The sequence below is a fragment of the Glutamicibacter sp. BW78 genome (assembly GCF_002332245.1).
Classification (GTDB): domain Bacteria; phylum Actinomycetota; class Actinomycetes; order Actinomycetales; family Micrococcaceae; genus Arthrobacter_H; species Arthrobacter_H rhombi_A.
Genome location: NZ_NRGU01000039.1, coordinates 301,112 through 322,258, shown reverse-complemented (window position 1 = coordinate 322,258; position 21,147 = coordinate 301,112). Strand labels below are relative to the sequence as shown.

Annotated in this window: 20 protein-coding genes and 1 riboswitch; of the genes, 13 read left to right on the top strand and 7 right to left on the bottom strand. The window is 63.4% G+C overall.

Annotation, left to right across the window (positions count from 1 at the left end; all coding sequences use genetic code 11):
* Positions 1-32 precede the first annotated feature (32 nt).
* From rpsR to CIK75_RS14325, 3 genes are all read left to right on the top strand, one after another.
* Positions 33-272, top strand: coding sequence for a 30S ribosomal protein S18 (gene rpsR, locus CIK75_RS14335; RefSeq protein ID WP_007269381.1), 240 nt, complete (start codon positions 33-35; stop codon positions 270-272).
* Between the two features lie 14 nt (positions 273-286).
* Entirely contained in the window at positions 287-742 is a 456-nt protein-coding gene (gene rplI, locus CIK75_RS14330; RefSeq protein WP_086994955.1) for a 50S ribosomal protein L9, read from the top strand.
* A gap of 209 nt (positions 743-951) precedes the next feature.
* A riboswitch (SAM riboswitch) is annotated at positions 952-1,066 on the top strand.
* Positions 1,067-1,120: 54 nt separating this feature from the next.
* Complete coding sequence (locus CIK75_RS14325; RefSeq protein ID WP_096224537.1) at positions 1,121-1,627, top strand: flavin reductase family protein; 507 nt, start codon at positions 1,121-1,123, stop codon at positions 1,625-1,627.
* Positions 1,628-1,642: 15 nt separating this feature from the next.
* On the opposite strand, the gene CIK75_RS14320 is transcribed toward CIK75_RS14325, so the two are convergent.
* Positions 1,643-2,089 (bottom strand): hypothetical protein, encoded by a 447-nt coding sequence (locus CIK75_RS14320; protein ID WP_086994961.1) that lies wholly within the window; start codon positions 2,087-2,089, stop codon positions 1,643-1,645.
* An 81-nt stretch (positions 2,090-2,170) separates the two neighbouring features.
* On the bottom strand, positions 2,171-2,488 hold the full coding sequence (locus tag CIK75_RS14315) for a DUF1801 domain-containing protein (RefSeq protein WP_143413356.1): 318 nt from the start codon (positions 2,486-2,488) through the stop codon (positions 2,171-2,173).
* Between the two features lie 524 nt (positions 2,489-3,012).
* Here CIK75_RS14315 and dnaB point away from each other — a divergent pair.
* Positions 3,013-4,389: a replicative DNA helicase gene (gene dnaB, locus CIK75_RS14310; RefSeq protein WP_086994966.1), complete on the top strand. Its 1,377-nt coding sequence runs from the start codon at positions 3,013-3,015 to the stop codon at positions 4,387-4,389.
* 34 nt (positions 4,390-4,423) lie between these two features.
* Here dnaB and CIK75_RS14305 read toward each other — a convergent pair whose 3' ends face one another.
* From CIK75_RS14305 to CIK75_RS14295, 3 genes are all read right to left on the bottom strand, one after another.
* Positions 4,424-5,491, bottom strand: coding sequence for a tellurite resistance/C4-dicarboxylate transporter family protein (locus tag CIK75_RS14305; RefSeq protein WP_158225977.1), 1,068 nt, complete (start codon positions 5,489-5,491; stop codon positions 4,424-4,426).
* Between the two features lie 139 nt (positions 5,492-5,630).
* Positions 5,631-5,918 carry a MoaD/ThiS family protein gene (locus tag CIK75_RS14300; RefSeq protein WP_198962456.1) on the bottom strand — a complete coding sequence of 96 codons (288 nt, stop codon included), beginning with the start codon at positions 5,916-5,918 and terminating at the stop codon, positions 5,631-5,633.
* A 4-nt stretch (positions 5,919-5,922) separates the two neighbouring features.
* A complete protein-coding gene (locus tag CIK75_RS14295) occupies positions 5,923-7,017 on the bottom strand; it encodes a glycosyl hydrolase (protein ID WP_086994972.1) in 1,095 nt (364 codons plus the stop codon).
* 209 nt (positions 7,018-7,226) lie between these two features.
* Between CIK75_RS14295 and aceE the strand changes: the two genes are divergently transcribed.
* A complete protein-coding gene (aceE, locus tag CIK75_RS14290) occupies positions 7,227-9,914 on the top strand; it encodes a pyruvate dehydrogenase (acetyl-transferring), homodimeric type (RefSeq protein WP_086994975.1) in 2,688 nt (895 codons plus the stop codon).
* A gap of 384 nt (positions 9,915-10,298) precedes the next feature.
* Here aceE and CIK75_RS14285 read toward each other — a convergent pair whose 3' ends face one another.
* The gene (locus CIK75_RS14285; RefSeq protein WP_086994978.1) at positions 10,299-10,499 is read right to left on the bottom strand and encodes a hypothetical protein; all 201 of its coding nucleotides are present in this window, start codon (positions 10,497-10,499) and stop codon (positions 10,299-10,301) included.
* 337 nt (positions 10,500-10,836) lie between these two features.
* On the opposite strand from CIK75_RS14285, the gene uraD reads away from it, so the two are divergent.
* From uraD to CIK75_RS14265, 4 genes are all read left to right on the top strand, one after another.
* Complete coding sequence (uraD, locus tag CIK75_RS14280) at positions 10,837-11,334, top strand: 2-oxo-4-hydroxy-4-carboxy-5-ureidoimidazoline decarboxylase (RefSeq protein ID WP_086993898.1); 498 nt, start codon at positions 10,837-10,839, stop codon at positions 11,332-11,334.
* 69 nt (positions 11,335-11,403) lie between these two features.
* A complete protein-coding gene (gene uraH, locus CIK75_RS14275) occupies positions 11,404-11,760 on the top strand; it encodes a hydroxyisourate hydrolase (RefSeq protein ID WP_086993901.1) in 357 nt (118 codons plus the stop codon).
* A 2-nt stretch (positions 11,761-11,762) separates the two neighbouring features.
* Positions 11,763-12,683, top strand: coding sequence for a factor-independent urate hydroxylase (pucL, locus tag CIK75_RS14270; RefSeq protein WP_086993903.1), 921 nt, complete (start codon positions 11,763-11,765; stop codon positions 12,681-12,683).
* A 73-nt stretch (positions 12,684-12,756) separates the two neighbouring features.
* On the top strand, positions 12,757-14,490 hold the full coding sequence (locus CIK75_RS14265) for a nucleobase:cation symporter-2 family protein (protein ID WP_241895473.1): 1,734 nt from the start codon (positions 12,757-12,759) through the stop codon (positions 14,488-14,490).
* Between the two features lie 223 nt (positions 14,491-14,713).
* On the opposite strand, the gene CIK75_RS14260 is transcribed toward CIK75_RS14265, so the two are convergent.
* Positions 14,714-15,478: an IclR family transcriptional regulator gene (locus tag CIK75_RS14260; protein WP_086993906.1), complete on the bottom strand. Its 765-nt coding sequence runs from the start codon at positions 15,476-15,478 to the stop codon at positions 14,714-14,716.
* Positions 15,479-15,737: 259 nt separating this feature from the next.
* Between CIK75_RS14260 and CIK75_RS14255 the strand changes: the two genes are divergently transcribed.
* Genes CIK75_RS14255 through CIK75_RS14240 form a run of 4 tightly spaced genes read left to right on the top strand, consistent with a single transcriptional unit; the run spans position 15,738 to position 20,901 of the window.
* The gene (locus tag CIK75_RS14255; RefSeq protein WP_086993909.1) at positions 15,738-17,126 is read left to right on the top strand and encodes an NAD-dependent malic enzyme; all 1,389 of its coding nucleotides are present in this window, start codon (positions 15,738-15,740) and stop codon (positions 17,124-17,126) included.
* Between the two features lie 10 nt (positions 17,127-17,136).
* Positions 17,137-18,762 carry a malate synthase A gene (gene aceB / locus CIK75_RS14250; protein ID WP_086993912.1) on the top strand — a complete coding sequence of 542 codons (1,626 nt, stop codon included), beginning with the start codon at positions 17,137-17,139 and terminating at the stop codon, positions 18,760-18,762.
* The gene (locus CIK75_RS14245) at positions 18,759-20,072 is read left to right on the top strand and encodes an aldolase/citrate lyase family protein (RefSeq protein ID WP_198962455.1); all 1,314 of its coding nucleotides are present in this window, start codon (positions 18,759-18,761) and stop codon (positions 20,070-20,072) included. Before aceB ends, CIK75_RS14245 begins: the two co-directional genes overlap by 4 nt.
* Positions 20,065-20,901, top strand: a complete 837-nt coding sequence (locus CIK75_RS14240; protein WP_086993915.1) for a bifunctional allantoicase/(S)-ureidoglycine aminohydrolase — start codon at positions 20,065-20,067, stop codon at positions 20,899-20,901. The genes CIK75_RS14245 and CIK75_RS14240 overlap by 8 nt, the downstream gene beginning before the upstream one ends.
* Positions 20,902-21,147: the final 246 nt, after the last annotated feature.

Sequence of the window (21,147 nt, the reverse complement as noted above, 5' to 3'; positions counted from 1 at the left end):
CTGCGGGCTCCACCAGATAAAGGAGCTCCACGATGGCTAAGGCTGAACTCCGTAAGCCCAAACCAAAGTCCAATCCCTTGAAGGCCGCTGACATCACTGTCATCGACTACAAGGACGTAGCATTGCTGCGCAAGTTCATTTCCGACCGCGGAAAGATCCGTGCCCGTCGCGTGACAGGCGTCTCCGTCCAGGAGCAGCGCAAGATCGCCCAGGCCATCAAGAACGCGCGTGAAGTTGCCCTGCTGCCTTACTCCGGCGCTGGCCGCGGCTAGGAAGGGATAACACCATGGCAAAGCTGATTCTGACCCACGAAGTAACCGGTCTTGGTACCGCTGGCGAGGTCGTCGAGGTAAAGGATGGTTACGCACGTAACTACCTGCTGCCCCGCGGTTTCGCGCTGCTCTGGAGCAAGGGTGGTGAGAAGCAGGTCGAGTCCATCAAGGCTGCCCGCACTGCTCGCGCCATCGCATCCCTCGAGGATGCCCAGGCACTGGCCAAGAGCTTGTCCGCCCAGGCGGTCAAGATCACGGTCAAGGCCGGCCAGGGTGGTCGCCTCTTCGGCACCGTCAAGACCGCCGATATCGCCAACGCAGTCGAGGCCGCAGGCCTTGGCTCGATCGACAAGCGCACGGTGGAAATCCCCGAGCACATCAAGTCGACTGGCAACTACCAGGCAACCGTCCGTCTGCACGAGGACGTCTCCGCGACCATCGACCTGCAGGTCGTCGCCGCGAAGAAGTAGCCACCACCGGTAGCCGGCTTCGTCCAGGGGACGTGCGCCGGCCACAGTGGAACCGAGGGGCCCCACGCGTCAGCGTGGGGCCCCTCGGGCGTTTAAGGGTGCCCCCGAGTTCGCTCGCTTGCCCCACCGGTCACTGCCGGGGATGGACCTTGCGAAATATTGCGGAGATCTTTGACCCCGTGTACCTACCGGCTCTAGCGTGGAACGTGAATCAAGAGCGCCACCTTCCAAGCCCTGGCTCGGTGGCCGGCAACCCTCTCACGGTAGTGGGGTGCTCCAGGTGATGATTCGGCCGTTCGGCTTCCCGAACGGCAAGTACCGCACGCCGTTTGGATTCTTTGGACCCATGGGGCGTGCCAAACGCCGGAAGCAGAGCAGATGACACTGTCCCATGATCTTCAACACGACGCACTCCGTCAGGCCTTCGCCCGCCACCCCTCGGGGATCGCTGCACTGTGTGCGATCATCGACGGCGAGCCGCAGGGCCTGGTCGCCTCCTCCTTCACCGTCGGGGTCTCCATGGACCCTCCGTTGGTGATGTTCGCTGTACAAAACACCTCCCGTACCTGGCCGATTGTTCGGGGCGCGGGACGGATCGGTGTTTCGGTCCTCGGGGAGGCCCATGAGCGGGTCTGTCGGCAGATCGCCTCCAAATCCGGTGACCGGTTCGCCGGATTGAGGCTGGATTCCACCGACGAGGGGGCGCTTTTCCTGCAGGAGGCAGCGCTGTGGTTGGACTGCAGCGTGGAACACGAAATCCCGGCCGGGGACCACCATGTGGTCCTGTTGCGCGTCCACGGGCATGCCACCCACGATGGGGCTAACGACCCCCTGGTCTTCCACGGTTCGGCCTTCCGTACCCTGCAGGCAGACGCCCTCGTCTAAGGCCCGATGGTGCGGTTACAGGCCGCGCAGGGAGTCCACGTACCGTTTCGCTTCGAGCAGACCCAGACCGGTGTCCTGTCGGATCTTACGGACCGCGGAGACGTAGTTTCCTTCATTGACCAGCTGCATCACGCGTTCAAAGTTAGGATTTCCGGGCCCCGGTGCCATCCCCTGGGGGTGCTCGTGGTCGAATCCGGTGCTCTGGCCGGTACGTCCGGGGGAGGTGCTGGCTGCCTGGGCGGCGCGGGCCGTCGTGGCCGCTCGAATCTTCTCAGCCTTCTGGGTATCGATTTGCTGTTGGTGGGCTGCGGCGGCGTTCAGTCGGGCGATGTATTGGTCGGCGTCGTTGGGGTGACCCGAAGGCCGTGTCTTGAAGACCCATGTCAAGGCGCCAAAAGCCGCGAATAGGACAACGATGGCGATGATCGTGGTGAGCAGTTCCGAACCGCTGATCTCAAACATGTCCCCTCCTGGGGTTCAGGTGCCGCCGCCCGGACGACGGTCTTGCGTCCATCATGGCACTTGCCCGCCCCCCATGCTTGTTCAGGGCTGGTGGAGTTCGGACATCACGGAGTGATGTCCAGTATCCATGAGGTCACGCAGGATGCCGAGGTCGACGCCGACCAAGGTACTGACGTAGCGGCAGGAGGCGCCGCGTCGGTGCTTGCCCAGTGCGCCGCAGAGGTCCGCGGACACGAGGGGGCCCGTCAGCCCATAGGGGGTCCATGACGAGGCCCGGGGAGAGGACCCGATGGCCGGGGCATCTTCTTCGCGCCCGGCGGCGTAACGGAAATGGCAGGCACCGAAGCCGATGATGCGCGGTCCCCACATCACCGCAGGGCTGCCGCTGGCTGTTGGCATGCAGTGTGTCTGCCAGGTCGGCTGATCCGCGGCATGAGGCGTCCGGCCTCGGCCGGATATCGCTCATGTCAAAGCAACCCACAGCAGGCGGCGTGTCTGTGGAGAACTAGTACCAACTTGTGGATAAGTCGCTAAGGCACACAGGCGTGCTGGTTGGCAACCTGCAAGTACAGGGTGAATGTTGACCAAAAACATATTTCCATCAAATGTTATCCACAGATAAAACTCCTAGTCAGACCGTATTAATCAAGAAAAATCAAATGTAATCCACAGGCTCATCCCCAGTCTGTGCACACAACACGCCGCGTCACCCACAGGTTCTCCACATGGGCTGTGGATAACTCCCTTTGGTTCTACGGGTTGGGAGCATAGGGTGACAGGGTCCCCGGCTCCAACCGGGTCGATTTCCCCGGTCTGCAACCACCCCCGCCACCCTTGTGTTGGGAGGGCGCATTCACTGGGATACTGAAGGGACGTGGCGGGGCCGTATCACCGGCGCCGCGTTGAGAGGGAAGGAACCGGACGTGACGCTCACGCACACCGAATCAGGGTCGTCGAATTCATCTGACATGGGGCGGACTCCGCCCCAGGACCTCGTGGCGGAGCAGAGCGTGCTCGGTGGCATGATGCTCTCGAAGGACGCCATTGCCGACTGTGTCGAAGTCCTGCGGGGTGTCGATTTCTACCGTCCGGCACATGAAGCGATCTACGAGGCCGTCGTCGACCTCTATGGTCGGGGTGAACCAGCAGATGCGGTGACGGTCTCGGACCACTTGACCAAACGCGGCGAGATCTCTCGTGTCGGCGGCCCCGCGTACCTGCACACGCTGATCCAGTCGGTGCCGACCGCGGCAAACGCCGGCTTCTACGCGGAGATCGTCCGTGAACGGGCGGTCCTGCGCCGCTTGGTTGAAGCCGGCACCAAGATTGTGCAGATGGGCTATAGCCAAGACGGCGAGGTCGACGCGATCGTCAACGACGCGCAGGCCCAGATCTACGCCGTGGCCGAACGCCGCACCTCCGAAGACTACGTCCCACTGCGCGACATCATCGAAGGCACCGTCGACGAGATCGAATCGGCGGGCCAGCGCGGGGAGGGGATGATCGGGGTGCCGACCGGTCTCTATGAACTCGACGAACTGACCCAGGGCCTCCACGGCGGCCAGATGATCGTCGTCGCGGCACGCCCTGCCGTGGGCAAGTCGGTCTTCGCCCTGGATATCGCCCGTTCGGCCTCCATCAAGAACAACATGACCACCGTGGTCTTCTCCTTGGAGATGGGCCGCAATGAGATCGCCATGCGTTTGCTCTCCGCCGAAGCGAGCATCGGTTTGCAGGACCTCCGCAAGGGCACCATCAAGGACGAGCAGTGGGGAAAGATCGCCACCACCATGGGGCGGTTGAACGAGGCCCCGTTGTACATCGACGACTCCCCGAACATGTCGCTCATGGAAATTCGCGCTAAATGCCGCCGTTTGAAGCAGCGCCACGACCTCAAGCTCGTGGTGTTGGACTACTTGCAGCTGATGAGCTCGGGCAAGAAGGTGGAATCGCGCCAGCAAGAGGTCTCGGAGTTCTCCCGTGCACTCAAGCTGCTGGCCAAGGAACTCGACGTCCCCGTCGTGGCCCTCTCACAGCTCAACCGTGGTTCCGAGCAACGTACCGATAAGAAGCCGATGGTTTCGGACCTGCGTGAATCCGGCTCCATCGAGCAGGACGCCGACCTGGTGATCCTGTTGCACCGCGAGGATATCTACGACAAGGAATCCGCCCGCGCCGGCGAAGCCGACATCATCGTGGCCAAGAACCGTAACGGTCCGACCAAGAACATCGTCGTTGCGTTCCAGGGCCACTACCAGCGCTTCAACAACATGGCCACCGAAGGCGGCGGAGGGTTCTAACCGACGGAGCGGACTCGCTATCGGCGGCGTCTTCCTACGGTTGATTCTCGCCGACGTGGGTGGAGTCCGCCCACGCGGGACTCGGGCTGGGCTCCTGGGGCGGGTTGCGCAGCCATCGGATGGCAGCGGCCACCATGAGGATCACGGCGATGCTCCAGGCCGGGACCGCGACCCAGACGGTCACGTGGCCGATCTGGTCGATGATCTCGATCGACTGCCCCTGGCCGAACATCATGGACGATGTGGCTAGCATGCCCAGGGGGAAGACGATGGACCACAGGGCCGTCTCATAGCGCATGTTGTGGTGGTGGACGACGTGACGCCAGATGCCGAAGAGGATCAGCAGCGGTACCCACCACAGGCCCAGGGACCAGAGGATGAAGCTGGAACCGCGGACGAAGGAACGCATCGCAGCGATGGCCTCGAAGGTATCCGGCAGCTTCAACAGGGCGCTGCCGGCTAAAACCGAAATTGCTGTCGCGCCCATAAAGATCCAATAGGTGGGGCTCAGGTCCGCGGGCCGGTTGGCGCGGGTGATCAATCGCAGGGTGATTAGCGTGCCGATGAGGAGATACAGCATGACTCCGATGCCCCAGAAGGCCGCTGCCAGGGTCGCCAGACCCCCGCTGTCATGCGCCCCTGCCGCGGCGGCGGCCGCGGAGGCCATGGACTGGGTGGCCACGACCCAGAGGAACCAGCTGCCGTTGGCCGAATTAAGGATGGGGGTGCTCTGCGGGCGCAGTAACAGCACGCCAGGGATCAGGTAGGTCAGGACCAGCCATGCTGTTGCCGCCACACCGCCTAGCGCCAGGGCGATACCGGGGCGTCCGGTCATGACGTAGTGGAGCCCGAGGACATTGAGACCCGCCACGAAGCTGAAGAACCCGAAGGTTTTCGCGGGGGAGATGATGTCAGCAGCGAACCGTCCCGGATACGCAATAGCTCGCCAAATCGTGGCGACGATTAGGAGTACCAGCGCTGAGATCGCCACCCAGAAAAGGATTTCCGCCGGAACAGCCCGACCAGATTTCAACAGAGCGGCCGAGACGATTCCAGTGGCCATGACGAAGGCGAAGCACGACGACGGGAGGTCGGCAATCACTGCCTGGAACCTTCCGGCGACCCCGGGTGGCGGCGTGTCGTGGGGACTGTGCCGGGTCGAAGAGTGTGGAGCGGCTGGCATGGTCTGGATCCCTTCGGGCTGCTGGCGGGTGATGTCAGCTTATCCTCGGCTGTCGGATTCAGCCTCCGGCGACCGACTGGATGATCAGCACGCTGGCCCCGTCCGGGACCACCGTGGCCAAACCTTCCAAGGCCCTGGCGTTCTCACCGTCGATGAACACGTTGACGTAGCGGCGGACCGCCCCGGTCTCGTCGCGGATGCGTCGGGCGAATCGTGGGTGTCCCTGTGCGGCCTGATCCAGGAAGTCGGCCAGGGGGGCTCCGGTATCGAATTCGATCACGGCCCGGCGTTGCTCTCCCCACAGCGGTGCCAACGTCCCGGGAACTTCAAGGCTGGCACTGGCCACGCCCTCACCCCACCGATCCGGCGCGCAGGCTGAGAACGTCAGGCAGCCGGGACGCCACCTGGTGGAAGGTGTTGCCCTCGTCGTTGCTGGCGTGTATCTCGCCTCCGCGGGTGCCCAGGTACAGTCCGGCCGAGCCCTCGGGGTCCGGTGCGTCAATATCGGCGGCGTCTCGCAGAACGACGTTGTATTCGTTATCCGGTAGACCGTGGTGCTGTTCGGTCCACGAGGCGCCAGCGTCGCTGGTCCGGTAGAGGCTGAGGCGTCCGCCGGCCGGTACGCGCTGGATATCGGCCACGAGCGGCAATGTCCATGCCGTGTCCGGGGTGCGGGGATGGGCCAGGAAGGTGAAGCCGAAATCGGAGGGGAGGCCGGCGGCGATATCGTTCCATTGTTCGCCCGCGTCGTCGGTGCGATACACGCCACCATGGTTCTGGGCATAGAGCCTGTCGGGGTTGGCCGCATCGGCGGTGATGCGGTGCACGCATTGGCCGAACTCAGGCTCCTCGTCGGGCATGAAGCCCGCAGAGATTCCCCGGTTCCGTGGTTGCCAGGTGGTGCCTCCGTCATGGCTGCAGTAGACCCCGCCGGTGCTCATCGCCACGTGCACCGTCTGTGGGTCGACGCGATGAGGAATGATCGTGTGGACGGCAGCGCCTCCGAATCCCGCGCCCCAGTCCGGGCGGTGCGGGTGGTCCCAGAGCCCTCGGTTCAGTTCAAAGCTCTCCCCGCCGTCGGTCGATTTCCAGACGGAGGTCGGCTCACAGCCAGCCCAGATGACGCCGGGACGCTCGTCGGTATCCGGTTGAAGATGCCAAACCCGCTCCAGGGCGGCCCCGGTATCGGCGGGAAAGGCGATGGCTCCGTCCTCGGGTTCGGACCAGGTGACGCCCAGGTCGTCAGAGTGGACAACCGTCGGACCCCAATGCCAGTCATTGATGCCGGCAAGAATACGCGGTCGGGGGCCGCGGTTGTCGATGGCGACGGACGGCACTTCCAAATTCAGGAAATGCGGCTCGCCCAGGGTGAAGTCACGACGGTTCTCGCTCGTGGCGATCCAGAGGCCCTTCTTCGTGCCGATGGCAATCACTGTGGTGGTCATGGGAGAAGTGCATCACCGGATTCGGGCTCGGGCAATACTTATGATGCGAAGAATGGAGAATCAATATTTCGTGAACGGATTGACAGCGTGGCTGTGACCGCGTTCACTGGATATTGCTCTGTGAGAAGAAACTTCCACATGGCGAGATTCAATATGAATTGTGTTGACCGCGGAATGTCACCCGTTCCGGACACGTCAGAGAGGCATGCATGAGTATCATCGACGATTCCCCGACCACCGCTGGATCCGATCCGGAGGAGACCGCCGAATGGCTGGAGTCCTTTGACGGTCTGGTGGAGGCCAGGGGGACGAGGCATGCCTCGGACATCATGGGTAGCCTCTGGGAGCGCGCCTCCAACCGCAGCGTGGATGTTCCGCGGCCACTGACCACCGACTACGTCAATACCATTGCCGTGGATCGCGAGCCGGAGTTCCCCGGTGACGAGGAGGTCGAACGCCGCTACCGTGCCTGGATGCGCTGGAATGCCGCCATCATGGTCCACCGCGGCCAGCACCCCGATATCGGGGTCGGCGGGCATATCTCCACCTATGCCGGCGCAGCAACCATGTATGAGGTCGGGTTCAACCACTTCTGGCGTGGAAAAGACCACCCCAGTGGTGGTGACCAGGTCTTCTTCCAGGGCCACGCCTCCCCCGGCATGTACGCCCGCGCCTTCATGGAAGGCCGGCTGACCGAAGAAGACCTCAACGGGTTCCGCCAGGAAAAATCCAAGAAGGGCCATGCCCTTCCCTCGTACCCGCACCCACGCTCCATGCCCGACTTCTGGGAATTTCCCACGGTCTCCATGGGTATCGGTCCGGCAAATGCGATCTACCAGGCCCAGTCGAACCGCTACCTGCAGAACCGTGGCATTAAGGACACCTCCGATCAGCACGTGTGGGCCTTCCTGGGCGATGGCGAGATGGACGAGCCGGAGTCGCGCGGCTTCCTCCAGCTGGCGGCCAATGAAAAGCTGGACAACCTCACCTTCGTGATCAACTGCAACCTGCAGCGCCTTGATGGACCGGTGCGGGGCAACGGGAAGATCATGCAGGAGCTCGAAGCCTTCTTCCGCGGTGCCGGCTGGAACGTCATCAAGGTGGTCTGGGGTCGCGAGTGGGATGACCTGCTCGAGAAGGACTCTGACGGCTCGTTGGTGGACATCATGAACACCACCCCCGACGGGGATTACCAGACCTATAAGGCCGAGTCCGGCGGGTTCGTGCGGGAACACTTCTTTGGGAAGACCCCGGCGACCAAGGAAATGGTTGCGGATCTGACCGACGATCAGATCTGGAACCTGAAGCGTGGCGGCCACGATTACCACAAGGTCTACGCTGCCTATCAGGCGGCGACCGAGTTCAAGGGCAAGCCCACGGTCATTCTCACCAAGACGGTCAAGGGCTACGGCCTGGGCACCAGCTTCGAGGGGCGCAACGCGACCCACCAGATGAAGAAGCTCACGGCAGACAACCTGAAGGCCTTCCGTGATCTGCTGCGGATCCCGATCACCGATGAGCAGCTCGAAGCCGACCCGTACTCCCCGCCGTACTACCACCCGGGGATGGACGCCCCCGAGATCAAGTACATGATGGAACGTCGTGCGGCTTTGGGCGGAGCGGTCCCCGAACGTCGGACCAAGCATGAAGAACTCCACCTTCCCGAAGACAAGTCCTACGAGGTCGCCAAACGCGGCTCCGGCAAGCAACAGGCGGCCACCACGATGGCTTTCGTCCGCCTACTCAAGGACTTGATGCGGGATAAGAAATTCGGCAACCGCGTGGTGCCGATCGTTCCCGATGAGTCGCGGACCTTCGGGATGGATGCCTTCTTCCCCACGGCAAAGATCTACAACCCCGGCGGACAGGAATATCTGTCGGTGGACCGCGATCTGGTCCTGGCCTATAAGGAATCCCCGCAGGGCCAGCTGATCCACCCCGGCATCAACGAGGCCGGGGCGGTGGCTGCCTTCACCGCGGCAGGGACCTCCTATGCCACACATGGTGAGCCGTTGATCCCGGTGTACGTGTTCTACTCGATGTTCGGGTTCCAGCGCACCGGTGACGCCTTCTGGGCCGCCGGCGACCAAATGGCCCGCGGCTTCATCATCGGAGCAACCGCCGGTCGGACGACCTTGACCGGTGAAGGCCTGCAGCACGCGGACGGGCATTCCCCGATCCTTGCTTCCACCAACCCCGCAGTGGTGACCTACGATCCGGCCTACGGCTACGAGATCGGGCATATCATCAGGGACGGTTTGGAGCGCATGTATGGGGGCGAGCATGAAGACCCCAACGTCATGTACTACCTGACCGTTTACAACGAGGCCATTGCCCAGCCTGCAGAGCCCGAGGGCCTGGACGTGGAGGGACTGCTCAAGGGCATCTACCTGCTGTCGCCCGCTCAGAGCGAAGGCCCCAAGGCCCAGCTCTTGGCCTCCGGCGTTTCGGTTCCGTGGGCTCTGGAAGCCCAGCAGATCCTCGCCGAGGAGTGGGGCGTCTCGGCAGATGTCTGGTCGGTGACCAGCTGGAACGAGCTGCGCCGCGACGGCGTCGCCGCAGAGCGGGACGCCTTCCTGCACCCGGAAAAGGGAGTGCGGCAGGCCTACGTCACCGAGAAGCTCGCCGACGCCCAGGGGCCGGTGATCGCGGTGAGCGACTACGCCAGCCAGGTCCCTGACCAGATCCGCCAGTTCGTCCCGAACGACTTCGCGACCCTGGGCGCCGATGGTTTCGGTTTCTCGGACACCCGCCCGGCTGCCCGACGCTTCTTCGGGATTGATGCCCAGTCGGTGGTGGTGCGGACACTGCAGATGCTCGCGCGTCGCGGGGACGTCGAGGCCTCGGCGGCCCGCCAGGCCCACGAGCGTTACGGCTTCGGCCAGACCGCTCGGTAGATCACGTAGCTGTCCGCCGTCCATCCCCTGCCGGGGGCGGACGGCGGATTCATGTGGGGTGTCATGCGCAGGGGTGGGACATCGAATGCGCCAATATCAGCCCGGGTCCCGGAGGGCGGCTGTTGAGGCGGATCCCGAGGGCCGCAGGGTCTTCCGATGTGTCGCTGTGGACTTCCTGTCCGCAACGTTGCGGCAGCGGAACGCTGGGCCCGTCCCCGGAATCGCAAAAGCGCTGGACAGGGCCACATGCTCCCCGGCCAGCGCTGTGCTGTCCTGATTATTCTCTTGTGCCGCTCGGTCCCTGACGCGGGAGCACTCTGCCGTGCCAGTCATCCGCGGTCGGTTTGGAGCGTCTGGGAGCCCTGCTGAGGGCCCTTGCATCTCCTAGCGAAGAGTGGTGACCCGGCGCCAGCCGGCACCCAGGCGGGAGAAGAGCCCCGGCTTATTGGGAGTGTGCAACGGAGGGGCAAAGTCGGGATCCAAGCCCCCGACGGCGTAGAAGGGCTCGGTGCACGGACGTGGCGACGAGTGGCTGACCCGTGGCTGGTGCCCGGTGTCGTCCCGGCGATCCTGATCTGTGGTCATGCGGTCCTCCTCGATATACGAATTTCCGTCTGTCGGAAAAATACTTTTGGAATATGGAATAAGTATGGACGTGATTCACTGGGCTGGCAAGGGGTCCTGGGATTTTTTTGCTCCCAACAGAGGAGTGCCTCATGACAACCGCTCTACCGGCGAGTCAGAGAAGTGAAGAATCGCCACTCGGCGTCTTGACAATCGATATGTGAGCGGGGTTACAGTAGATAACGAAATAAAAATTCCACCATACAGAAACATCGAGTCAACTTGAGGGCTAGCCCTCGACGGTAAGGGTGTTCAGCGCCAAGGTGGATGCAGTCTGACTGTGAAAGAGCTGACACCAATGGATCTCCAGGACTTCAACAATGCCTCTGCCGATCAGGCCGTTGCCACGTTGCGCCCCTGCGCCGACATCGACCGCTGGATCCAGGGCGTCGTTGATCACCGGCCGTATGCCGGGGTCGAGGACCTCTTCTCACGCGCCGAACTGGAGGCCAACCCCTTCACTGCCGCGGAAGTTGATGCAGCCCTAGCCCACCACCCTCGTATCGGTGAGAAGGCAGAGGGCCAGTCGGCCGAAGCCACGCTCAGTCGCGACGAACAGTCGGCGGTTGATGCGCAGTCGGATACGGCACGCAAAATCCTGGAGGGAAATAAGGAGTACGAGCAGAAATTCGGTCGAGTGTTCCTCATCCGTGCTGCGGGACGCAGTGCGGAAGAGATCTTGGCCGAGTTGGAACGCCGGCAGGCGAATTCCGAGGAGGCCGAGAGCGCCGAGGTTGCCGTGCAATTGCGCGAGATCGCACTGCTCCGCCTACGCGGACTCTTCGCCACCACCTAAGCATTGGCGCCGGGCCCGGAGTCATTGGCCCCGCCCCGCACCTAGCGACCCATCCCAAGGAGTAATTCGATGAGCGCAGCAGCGTCCGAACGCAGTCACATCACTACCCACATTCTCGACACCGGGACCGGGAGGCCCGCCTCCGGTGTCAAGGCCACGCTGGAGGCCAAGCAGGCATCCGGCTGGCAAGAAATCGGCTCAGGAAGTACCGACCAGGATGGTCGGATCAACAATCTGGGGCCGGTCGCGGTTGAAGTAGGGCAGTACCGGATCACTTTTGATACCGGGGCCTACTTCGGGAAGACGGGAACGGAAACCTTCTTCCCCGAGGTCGCGCTGGGATTCGTCGTCGCCGACGAAACGCAGCACTACCACGTACCTCTTCTTATCAGCCCGTTTGCATATTCCACATACCGAGGGAGCTAGACATGACTACCACCGCTTCTCAGCCCAGTACCAAGATCGTCCTGGCCAAGAACCAATACGGCAAGGCCGAGGTCCGCCTGGTCAAGATCACCCGCGACACGGCTCGCCACGAGATCGAGGACCTGAACGTCTCCTCGCAGTTGCACGGCGACTTCGAAGCCGCCCACACCGAAGGCGACAACGGTCATGTCGTCCCGACCGACACGCAGAAGAACACCGTCTACGGCTTCGCCCGTGACGGAGTCGGTTCCCCGGAGAAGTTCATCAAGCGCCTCGGCGATCACTTCGTCTCCGAGTTCGACTGGGTAACCGGCGGACGTTGGGCGGCAGAACAGTACTTCTGGGACCGTATCCAGGACCACGATCACTCCTTCTCCCGCAATAAGAGCGAAGTTCGCACCGCGGTTTTGGAGATCGCAGACGGGAAGAAGAGCATCCTGGCCGGCATTTCCGGACTGACCGTGCTCAAGTCCACCGGCAGCGAATTCCACGGCTTCCCGGTCGATAAGTACACGACCCTGAAGGAAACTTCCGAGCGTGTTCTCGCCACGGACGTCAACACTCGTTGGCGCTACAACACCGAGGCTTCGACCTCGGAGGACACCGACTTCAACGGCATCTACGCCTCCGTGCGTGAATTGCTGCTGAAGGCCTTCGCCGAGACACACTCGATGGCTCTGCAGCAGACGATGTACGAAATGGGTCGCCTGGCTCTCGAGGCACACCCCGAGATCGAGGAGATCCGCTTCTCGCTGCCGAACAGCCACCACTTCCTGGTTGACCTGTCGCCGTTTGGCCAGGACAACCCCAATGAGGTCTTCTTCGCGGCGGATCGCCCGTACGGACTCATCGAAGCAACCATCCAGCGTGAAGGCGTTTCGCCCACGCACCCGATCTGGGAAAATGCCGCAGGCTTCTGCTAATCGGTAGTACGCGCCGGGCGTCCGCAGTATTGCGGGCGCCCGGCCTTCACGGAAGTGCACAAGGAGGTCAGCCGTGAAAGCCAAGCAACATCGAAGCGCCACAGCAGTAGTCCGTCCCGAAGACGAGAAACTGCCACTGGGACGCACCCTCGCCTACGGCTTGCAGCATGTGCTCACCATGTACGGCGGCATCATCGCTCCGCCCCTGATCATTGGTGCAGCTGCAGGCATGGACAGCACCGATCTAGCTCTGCTGGTCGCATCCTGTTTGTTCATCGGCGGCCTAGCCACGATCCTGCAGACGGTCGGAGTTCCCTTCTTCGGCGCACAGCTGCCCCTCGTTCAAGGCACGTCCTTCGCCTCTGTCGCGACGCTGGTCACGATCGTCAAGGGTGACGGTGGTATCCAAGCGGTCTTTGGCGCCGTCATGGTCGCCGCGGCCATCGGCTTCCTCATCGCCCCATTCTTTGCCCGCATCATCAGATTCTTCCCGCCGGTGGTCACCGGCGTGGTCATCACCATGATCGGTCTTTCGCTGACCCCCGTGGCGGCGAACTGGTCCATGGGTGGCAACGACTCGTCGGATGACTACGGTTCCTTGGCCAATATCGGCTTGGCCGCATTGACGCTGCTCATCGTGCTGCTGCTGAGCAAGGTCGGCAATGCCGCCATCTCACGCCTGTCCATCTTGTTGGCCATCGTCATCGGGACCCTGGTGGCCTGGGCCGTCGGCATCGCCGACTTCTCCACGGTCGGTGACGGTGCCATCTTCGAAATTCCGAAGCCGCTGGCCTTCGGCATGCCGGTCTTCGAGATCGGGGGCATCATCTCCATGACGATCGTGGTGCTGGTGATCCTGACCGAAACGACGGCCGACATCCTGGCCGTCGGAGAAATCGCCAAAACGCGTGTCGACTCCAAGCGCATCGGAGACGGCCTGCGGGCCGACATGATCTCCAGTTTCATTGCCCCCTTCTTCAACACGTTCACGCAGAGTGCCTTCGCCCAGAACGTTGGGCTGGTCGCCATCACCGGGGTCAAGAGCCGCTTCGTGGTCACTGCCGGCGGCGGCATCCTGGTGGTCCTGGGTCTGCTGCCCATCCTGGGGCGCGTCGTGGCAGCCATCCCGCTGCCAGTCCTCGGTGGAGCCGGCATCGTGCTCTTTGGCACGGTGGCAGCCAGTGGCATCCGCACCCTGTCGAAGGTCAACTACGACAAGGGGATGAACATGATCATCGTCTCCGCGTCGCTGGCTTTCGGCCTGATCCCCGTGGTCAAGGCAGACTTCTACGATGCCTTCCCCACCTGGCTGGCAACGATCCTGGATTCCGGGATCAGCTCCGCGGCCCTGATGGCCGTGCTGTTGAATATCTTGTTCAACGAACTCAAGCTGGGCAACCCGTCCAAGAACGCCTCGGTCTTCGCGGCCTCGCCGCCGCGTATGGTCCGCGAGGACCAGGTGCACAGCCTGCAGGACGGTGACCACTACGAGTCAGGCAAGCTGATCTCCGCCGACGGCGACGAGATCCCGGTGGTCAGCGTCGACGAGTACACCGTCGTCATGGCTGAGCACGTCAAGGCCTGTGAAGCGGAAGGCGTCCCTGCCGCCCTGCCAGATGGCATGGAACCGGAGGAGGTCAAACGACAAGCCGAAAACGTCAAGGCAGAGCGTGTGAACGGTGTTGCCGAAACGACGGCAGCTCAGCCGGAAGCAGCTGGCCAGGAACTGCGCGCCGACGCCCTGCGCGAGAACGATGACGCCGAACGCGAGGAAGGCTCCCCGGAACACGGAGCCCATCGGGCCTAGGGTCCGAACCTGCCAGCAACATCAACAGCCCGCCTCCCACCAGATTTCTGGGGGAAGGCGGGCTGTTTGGTTTCTCCGAAGACCGTGGTGCTGGTCCGCGGTCTCGGAGATGCGGTGTCATCCTGCCGTGGTGGAGGACTCCGCTGCCGGGCGCCGAGCGCCCGACTGCGGTCCCCAAGGGGCAGAGCGGCAGAGGGAGGGGCCGATGGCGACGCTGGTTCGCCTAGGAGCTCGTGGAGCCGCGCAGGGCGGTAGCGATGGCGTCGGCCACCCGCTGAAGTGCCGGGACGGCGCGGTCGCCGAAATCAAGATCGACCCGGGTGGTCGGTCCGGAAATGGAAACGGCCATGGGTGTCGGAGCGCCGGGTACTGCCATGGCAAAGCAACGCACTCCCAGTTCCTGCTCCTGTTCATCGACCGAATATCCTGCTGCGCGAATCCGGTCGAGCTCGGCATGGAGTTCCTTCAGGGTCCCGATGCTGTACGGCGTGGGGGTGGGCATCCCCGCCTGGCTGACCAGGCGGTCGACCCGTTCGCTGTCCATGACCGAGAGGATCGCCTTGCCAGCGCCGGTGTCGTGCAGATTGGCCCGGCGGCCCACTTCGGTGAACATCCGCACGCTGTGCGGGGAGGGGACCTGATTGATGTAGGTGATCATGTCGCCGTCGAGCACGGAAAGGTTCGCCGATTCACCCAGCTCATTGACGAGCGTCTTCAACAGCGGGGCGGCAACCGATCCCAGCTGGCGGTTTGCGACCTCCCCCAACCTGATCAGCCGAGGGCCCAGCGCATAGCGGCGGTTCGGCAGTTGGCGCACGTGCCCGATACCGACCAACGTGCGGAGCAGCCGGTGGATGGTCGGCAGCGGCATCGGGGTCTCGGCAGCTAATTCACTCAGGGTGCATTCGCCGCCGGCCCTGGCGATGAGTTCGAGCAAGTCGAAGGCGCGCTCCACGGATTGGACACCGGTGGCTGGCTTGGTGGGCATGGTTTCTCCTTGAAACATGGTTGCCGGCCGAAGACGTTGCACGGGGTGGCCGGATATGGAGCGGCATTTCGCTCCAGAGTACTTGAAGTATGAAAACTTTTTCCGTTGGTCGAGAAAGTTGCTCCGCAGTACGAGGAACAAATCTCAGGACTGACCTTGATTTTCCGTAGTACAAATAATATTATCCACTATACGGAAATTAATTTTATGACTGGTACTGCAACTGCAGGCCGATCGTCACTTCTAGTAGGAGGAATTCATGGCGAATCCCAGCCCCGGATATTCAATGACCCTGCGGGTCGAGGCACCGGCCAGCTTCACGGCCACGAGCGATCTTGCCGCAGCCGTCAGCGCTGCAGGCGGTGCGATCACGGCGCTGGACGTCACTGAGTCAACGCACAGCATCATGGTGATCGACGTCAGCTGCAATACGACGGATGCCGAGCATGGCGAACGCATCCGCGAAGCACTCGACGCCCTCGACGACGTCACGGTGCGCAATGTCAGCGACCGTACGTTCCTCATGCACCTCGGTGGCAAGCTCGAGGTGGTTCCGAAGGTGGCCCTGCGCAACCGCGACGACCTGTCCCGCGCCTACACGCCCGGCGTCGCCCGGGTTTGCCAGGCCATCGCCGATGACCGCTCAAAGGCGCGCAACCTGACGATCAAGCGCAACACCATCGCCGTGGTCACCGACGGCTCCGCAGTGCTGGGGCTGGGCAATATCGGCCCCGAAGCATCCCTGCCGGTTATGGAGGGCAAGGCAGCCCTGTTCAAGCAATTCGCCGACGTCGACGCCTGGCCGGTGTGCCTGGATACCCAGGACACCGATGAGATCGTCAACATCGTCAAGGCTCTCGCCCCGGTCTACGGTGGCGTGAACCTCGAGGACATTGCCGCACCGCGCTGCTTCGAAATCGAAGCCCGTCTGCGCGAGGAACTGGACATCCCGGTCTTCCACGACGACCAGCACGGCACCGCCATCGTCACCCTCGCTGCCCTGCAGAATGCGCTGCGTGTGGTGGATAAGAAGATCGAGGACGTGCGCATCGTCGTCTCGGGCGTCGGCGCTGCCGGTAACGCCATCGTCCAGCTGCTTCTGGCCCGCGGGGCGAAGAATGTCATCGCCTGCGGACGCAACGGTGCCATCGACCGCAACACCGAGTACACCGATTCGCACCGCGTCTGGTTGGCCGAGAACACCAACCCGGAGAACTTCAGCGGCACGCTCCACGAGGCCATGGTCGGATCCGATGTCTTCATCGGCGTCTCGGCCCCGAATATCCTCGAGGAGAAGCACATCGAGTCCATGAACGCCGACTCGATCGTCTTCGCGATGGCCAACCCCGACCCCGAGGTCGACCCGGTCGTCGCCGGTCGCCACGCAGCAGTGGTCGCCACCGGTCGCAGCGACTACCCGAACCAAATCAACAACGTTCTGGCGTTCCCGGGCTTCTTCCGTGGCCTGCTCGACGCCCACGCTGTTGATATCATCCCGGAAATGCTGGTTGCCGCAGCCGACGCGATTGCCGCGCGGGTTGACAGCAACGAGCTGAACTCCGGATTTATCATTCCCAGCGTGTTCGACCCGCACGTCGCCGGAGACGTGGCCGACGCCGTCGTCGCCGCAGCACGCGCCAGCAAGTAGGAGGATCATCATGAGCATTTCACTGACACACGTTCCCGACGTCAACGGGGCCCAGGAAGTTCTGAGCGACGAAGCTCTGGCCTTTGTGGAGAAGCTGCAGCACCGCTTCGCGGCGACTCGCGACGAGCTGTTGACGGCACGCGAGACGGCTCAGAAGGCTGCCTCCGAGAAGGGGTCCATCGATTTCCTTCCAGAGACCGCAGAGGTACGCGCCGGAGACTGGAAGGTCGCCGAAGCTCCCGAGAAGCTGCGTGACCGTCGGGTAGAAATCACCGGACCCGCCTCCCCGGCCAAGATGGCCATCAACGCATTGAACTCCGGCGCGAAGGTTTGGCTGGCTGACCTGGAGGACGCCTCGACCCCCACCTGGCATAACGTCGTCGACGCGCTGGTGAACTTGGGTGAGGTAGCTCGTGGAACCCTGTCGTTCCGCTCGCCCGAAGGTAAGGAATACAACCTCCGCAGCGATGCCGACCTAGCCACCGTCGTGGTGCGCCCCCGTGGCTGGCACCTGCCGGAGGCCAACGTCCTCGTTGACGGTGCTCCGACCGTGGGGGCCCTGGTCGATTTCGGTCTGCACTTCTTCCACAACGCGAAGGAACTCGCCGCCAAGGGCGACGGCCCGTTCTACTACCTGCCCAAGATGGAATCCCACCTTGAGGCACGGCTCTGGAACGATGTCTTCACCTTCGCCCAGGAGGAACTGGGCATCGAACACGGGACCATCCGTGCCACGGTGCTCATCGAGACGATCCCGGCAGCCTTTGAAATGGATGAGATCCTCTACGAACTGCGCGATCACGCCTCGGGCTTGAACGCCGGCCGCTGGGACTACTTGTTCAGCATCATCAAGTACTTCCGCTCCTCCGGCGATAAGTTCATCATGCCCGACCGTGCCGATGTCGCGATGACGGCACCGATGATGCGCGCCTACACCGACTTGCTGGTGCAGACCTGCCATAAGCGGGGAGCGTTCGCCATGGGCGGCATGGCCGCATTCATTCCGAACCGGCGCGAACCGGAAACGACGGAGGCGGCCTTCAAGAAGGTCCGGGCCGATAAGACCCGCGAAGCCGGCGACGGCTTTGACGGCTCCTGGGTGGCGCACCCTGATCTGGTCGAGGTCTGTGCAGAGGTCTTCGGTTCGGTGCTGGGCGATCGCCCCAACCAGCTGGATAAGCAGCGCCCGGAGGTCTCGGTCAGCGCTGAGGACCTGCTCGATGTCCCCTCGGCCCCCGGCCAGGTCACCGAGAAGGGCGTGCATGCGAACCTGTACGTCGCTGTCGCGTACACCGCCGTCTGGCTTTCTGGTAACGGCGCCGTGGCGATCCACAACCTGATGGAGGACGCGGCCACCGCCGAGATCTCCCGGTCACAGGTGTGGCAGCAGATCCGTAACGGAGTGGTCGCCGACGACACCGGAAACACCATCACCGCCGAACTGGTTCAGGCCGCACTGGCAGAGGAAATCGAACGCCTGCGTAACGAGGTCGCCGATCAGGAGGTCTTCGAGAACTACTACGTCCCGGCGGGTGAGCTTATTGGCCGTCTGGTCTCCGGTCGCGACGAGGACTTCGAAGAGTTCCTCACGCTGCCGGCGTACCGTCTGCTCTCCACCGAGCTGGTGAAACGATGAGCGTGAGCCCGGTGCTGGACGAGACCATCCTGAAGACGGTCGAAACCCGCCTCGCGGCCACCGATAAGCTCTTGGAACGCTCCTACCCGGGAGACAGCGGGGCCCGCCAGCCGGTGCATACCGCCTATGTTCCGGCGGATAAGTTCACCGCCGAAGTGGCCGGGCAATGGGGTCAGCAGGCCCTGGCCGCGGCCCGGGACTTCGGTGGGCTGGCCGTGCTGGCCCGCGCCGTGGGACTCGACGCCGAAGGTGGCGCCGACGCCAGTGGAGGTTCTCGCGCAGATCTGCTCGCCGAGCTCGTGGCGCAGAAGCTGGAACGGGAACCGATCGAGGATCTGCGCATCGACTTCGAAGACGGGCTGGGACACCGGCCCGACGACGAGGAAGATGCGCACGCCATCCGCACCGCCCAGGAAGTGAACCGTGCCGTCGCGGCGGGCATCGCCCCGCCCTTCATCGGGATCCGCTTCAAGTGCTTCGAGGTTCCCACCCGCAAGCGTGCGCTGCGCACCCTGGACCTGTTCATCGCCTCGCTGGTGGAGAGCGGGGGACTACCCGACGGGCTCGTGTTGACCCTGCCCAAGGTCAGCACGGTGGCGCAGGTCGAAGCCATGGTCTTCGTCTGCGAGAAGATGGAAGCCGCCCACGGGCTGCCCGCACGGCGGCTGCGCTTCGAGGTCCAGATGGAAACCCCGCAGCTGATCCTCTCCGCCGAAGGCACGGTGCCCTCGGCCCAGCTGATCCACGCCGGGCGGGGCAGGGTCTCCTCCCTGCACTACGGAACCTACGACTACTCCGCCTCCTTGGGCATCTCAGCCGAGTACCAGTCGATGGAGCACCCAGCGGCCGACCACGCCAAGAACGTGCTGCAGGTGGCCGTGGCCGGAACGGGGGTCCACCTCTCGGACGGGTCGACGAACATCCTGCCGATTGGTGAATCCGAGCATGTCAGCAAGGCCTTCGCCTTGCATGCCCGTCTGGTACGCCGCCATTTGGAACGTGGGATCTATCAGGGCTGGGATCTGCATCCCGCACAACTGGCGACCCGCTACCTGGCCACCTACGCCTTCTACCGCGACGGCTTCGATGCCGCTGCGAACCGGCTGCGCAACTACGTGCACCAGGTCGAGTCGTCCATCATGGACGAGCCGGCCACCGCGCGTGCCCTGGCCATGTTCATCTACCGCGGTCTGGTGTGCGGCGCGCTGACGGCCGGCGAGGTCGAGAACGGCGTCGAAATCACCCAGGAGCATCTGAGGGCCTTGGCCCTGGGGCGCCCCGCGATCAACGCAAAGGAATCCCATGTCTAAGACCAGCACCACTTCCGTGGAGGCCCCCTACTACACCGCGCAGGGTGGACACCCGCCTCAGACCGACCTGCTGACCGACCGGGCAGTGGTCACCGAGGCCTACACGGTCATCCCGCGCGGCGTGCTGCGCGATATCGTGACTTCGGTCCTTCCCGAGTGGACAGGGACCCGGTCCTGGGTGCTCAACCGCCCGGTCTCCGGAGGGGCGACGACGTTTTCGCAGACCATCGTCGAAGTCTCCCCGGGCGGGGGTTCGGAGAGCCCCGAGCCGCAGGCCGAGGTTGAGGGTTTCCTCTTCCTCATGCAGGGTTCCCTGCGCGTGGTCATCGACGGCGCGACGCACGAGCTGACCGCGGGTGCCTTCGCGTTCATCCCGGCGGGCACGGCGTACAGCGTCCACAATGACGGCGTGGAAGCCGCCAGCTTCCACTGGTTCCGTAAGCGCTACCAGCCGCTGGAAGGGCATACACCCCGCCCGGTGGTCGGCAACGAGCGCGATCTGGAGCCCAAGGCCATGCCGGGCACCGATAACAAGTGGCGGACCACGCGCATGCTCGATCCCGAGGATCTGGCCTTCGACATGCACGTGAACATCGTGACGTTCGAACCGGGCGCCTCGATCCCGTTCGCAGAAACCCACACCATGGAGCACGGGCTCTACGTCCTGGAAGGCAAGGCCGTCTACCGGCTGAACGCCGACTGGGTCGAGGTGCAGGAGGGCGACTACATGTCCCTCCGGGCCTTCTGCCCGCAGGCTTGCTACGCGGGTGGACCGGCGAACTTCCGCTACCTGCTCTATAAGGACGTCAATCGCCAGATTGCGCTGTAGTCAGGCTGGAGTAAAACAGTGATCTAGCCGGTCGGCGGGGAATCTTCCCCGCCGGCCGGTTTTTTCGTGTGGAACCGGTCTGGAAGGGGCAGCACGATTGGCTGCCACCGCCGGACCGAGCGCAAGGGAGGTAGCCGCCCGCTCGAATCACCGTGCCGATCGGCGATGGAATGCGCCGTGGCACCGGCAGAAGGCGCCGATCACGTTCCCCGGGGCAGCCTCGGTGCTCCCAGGAAGTCAGCTTTC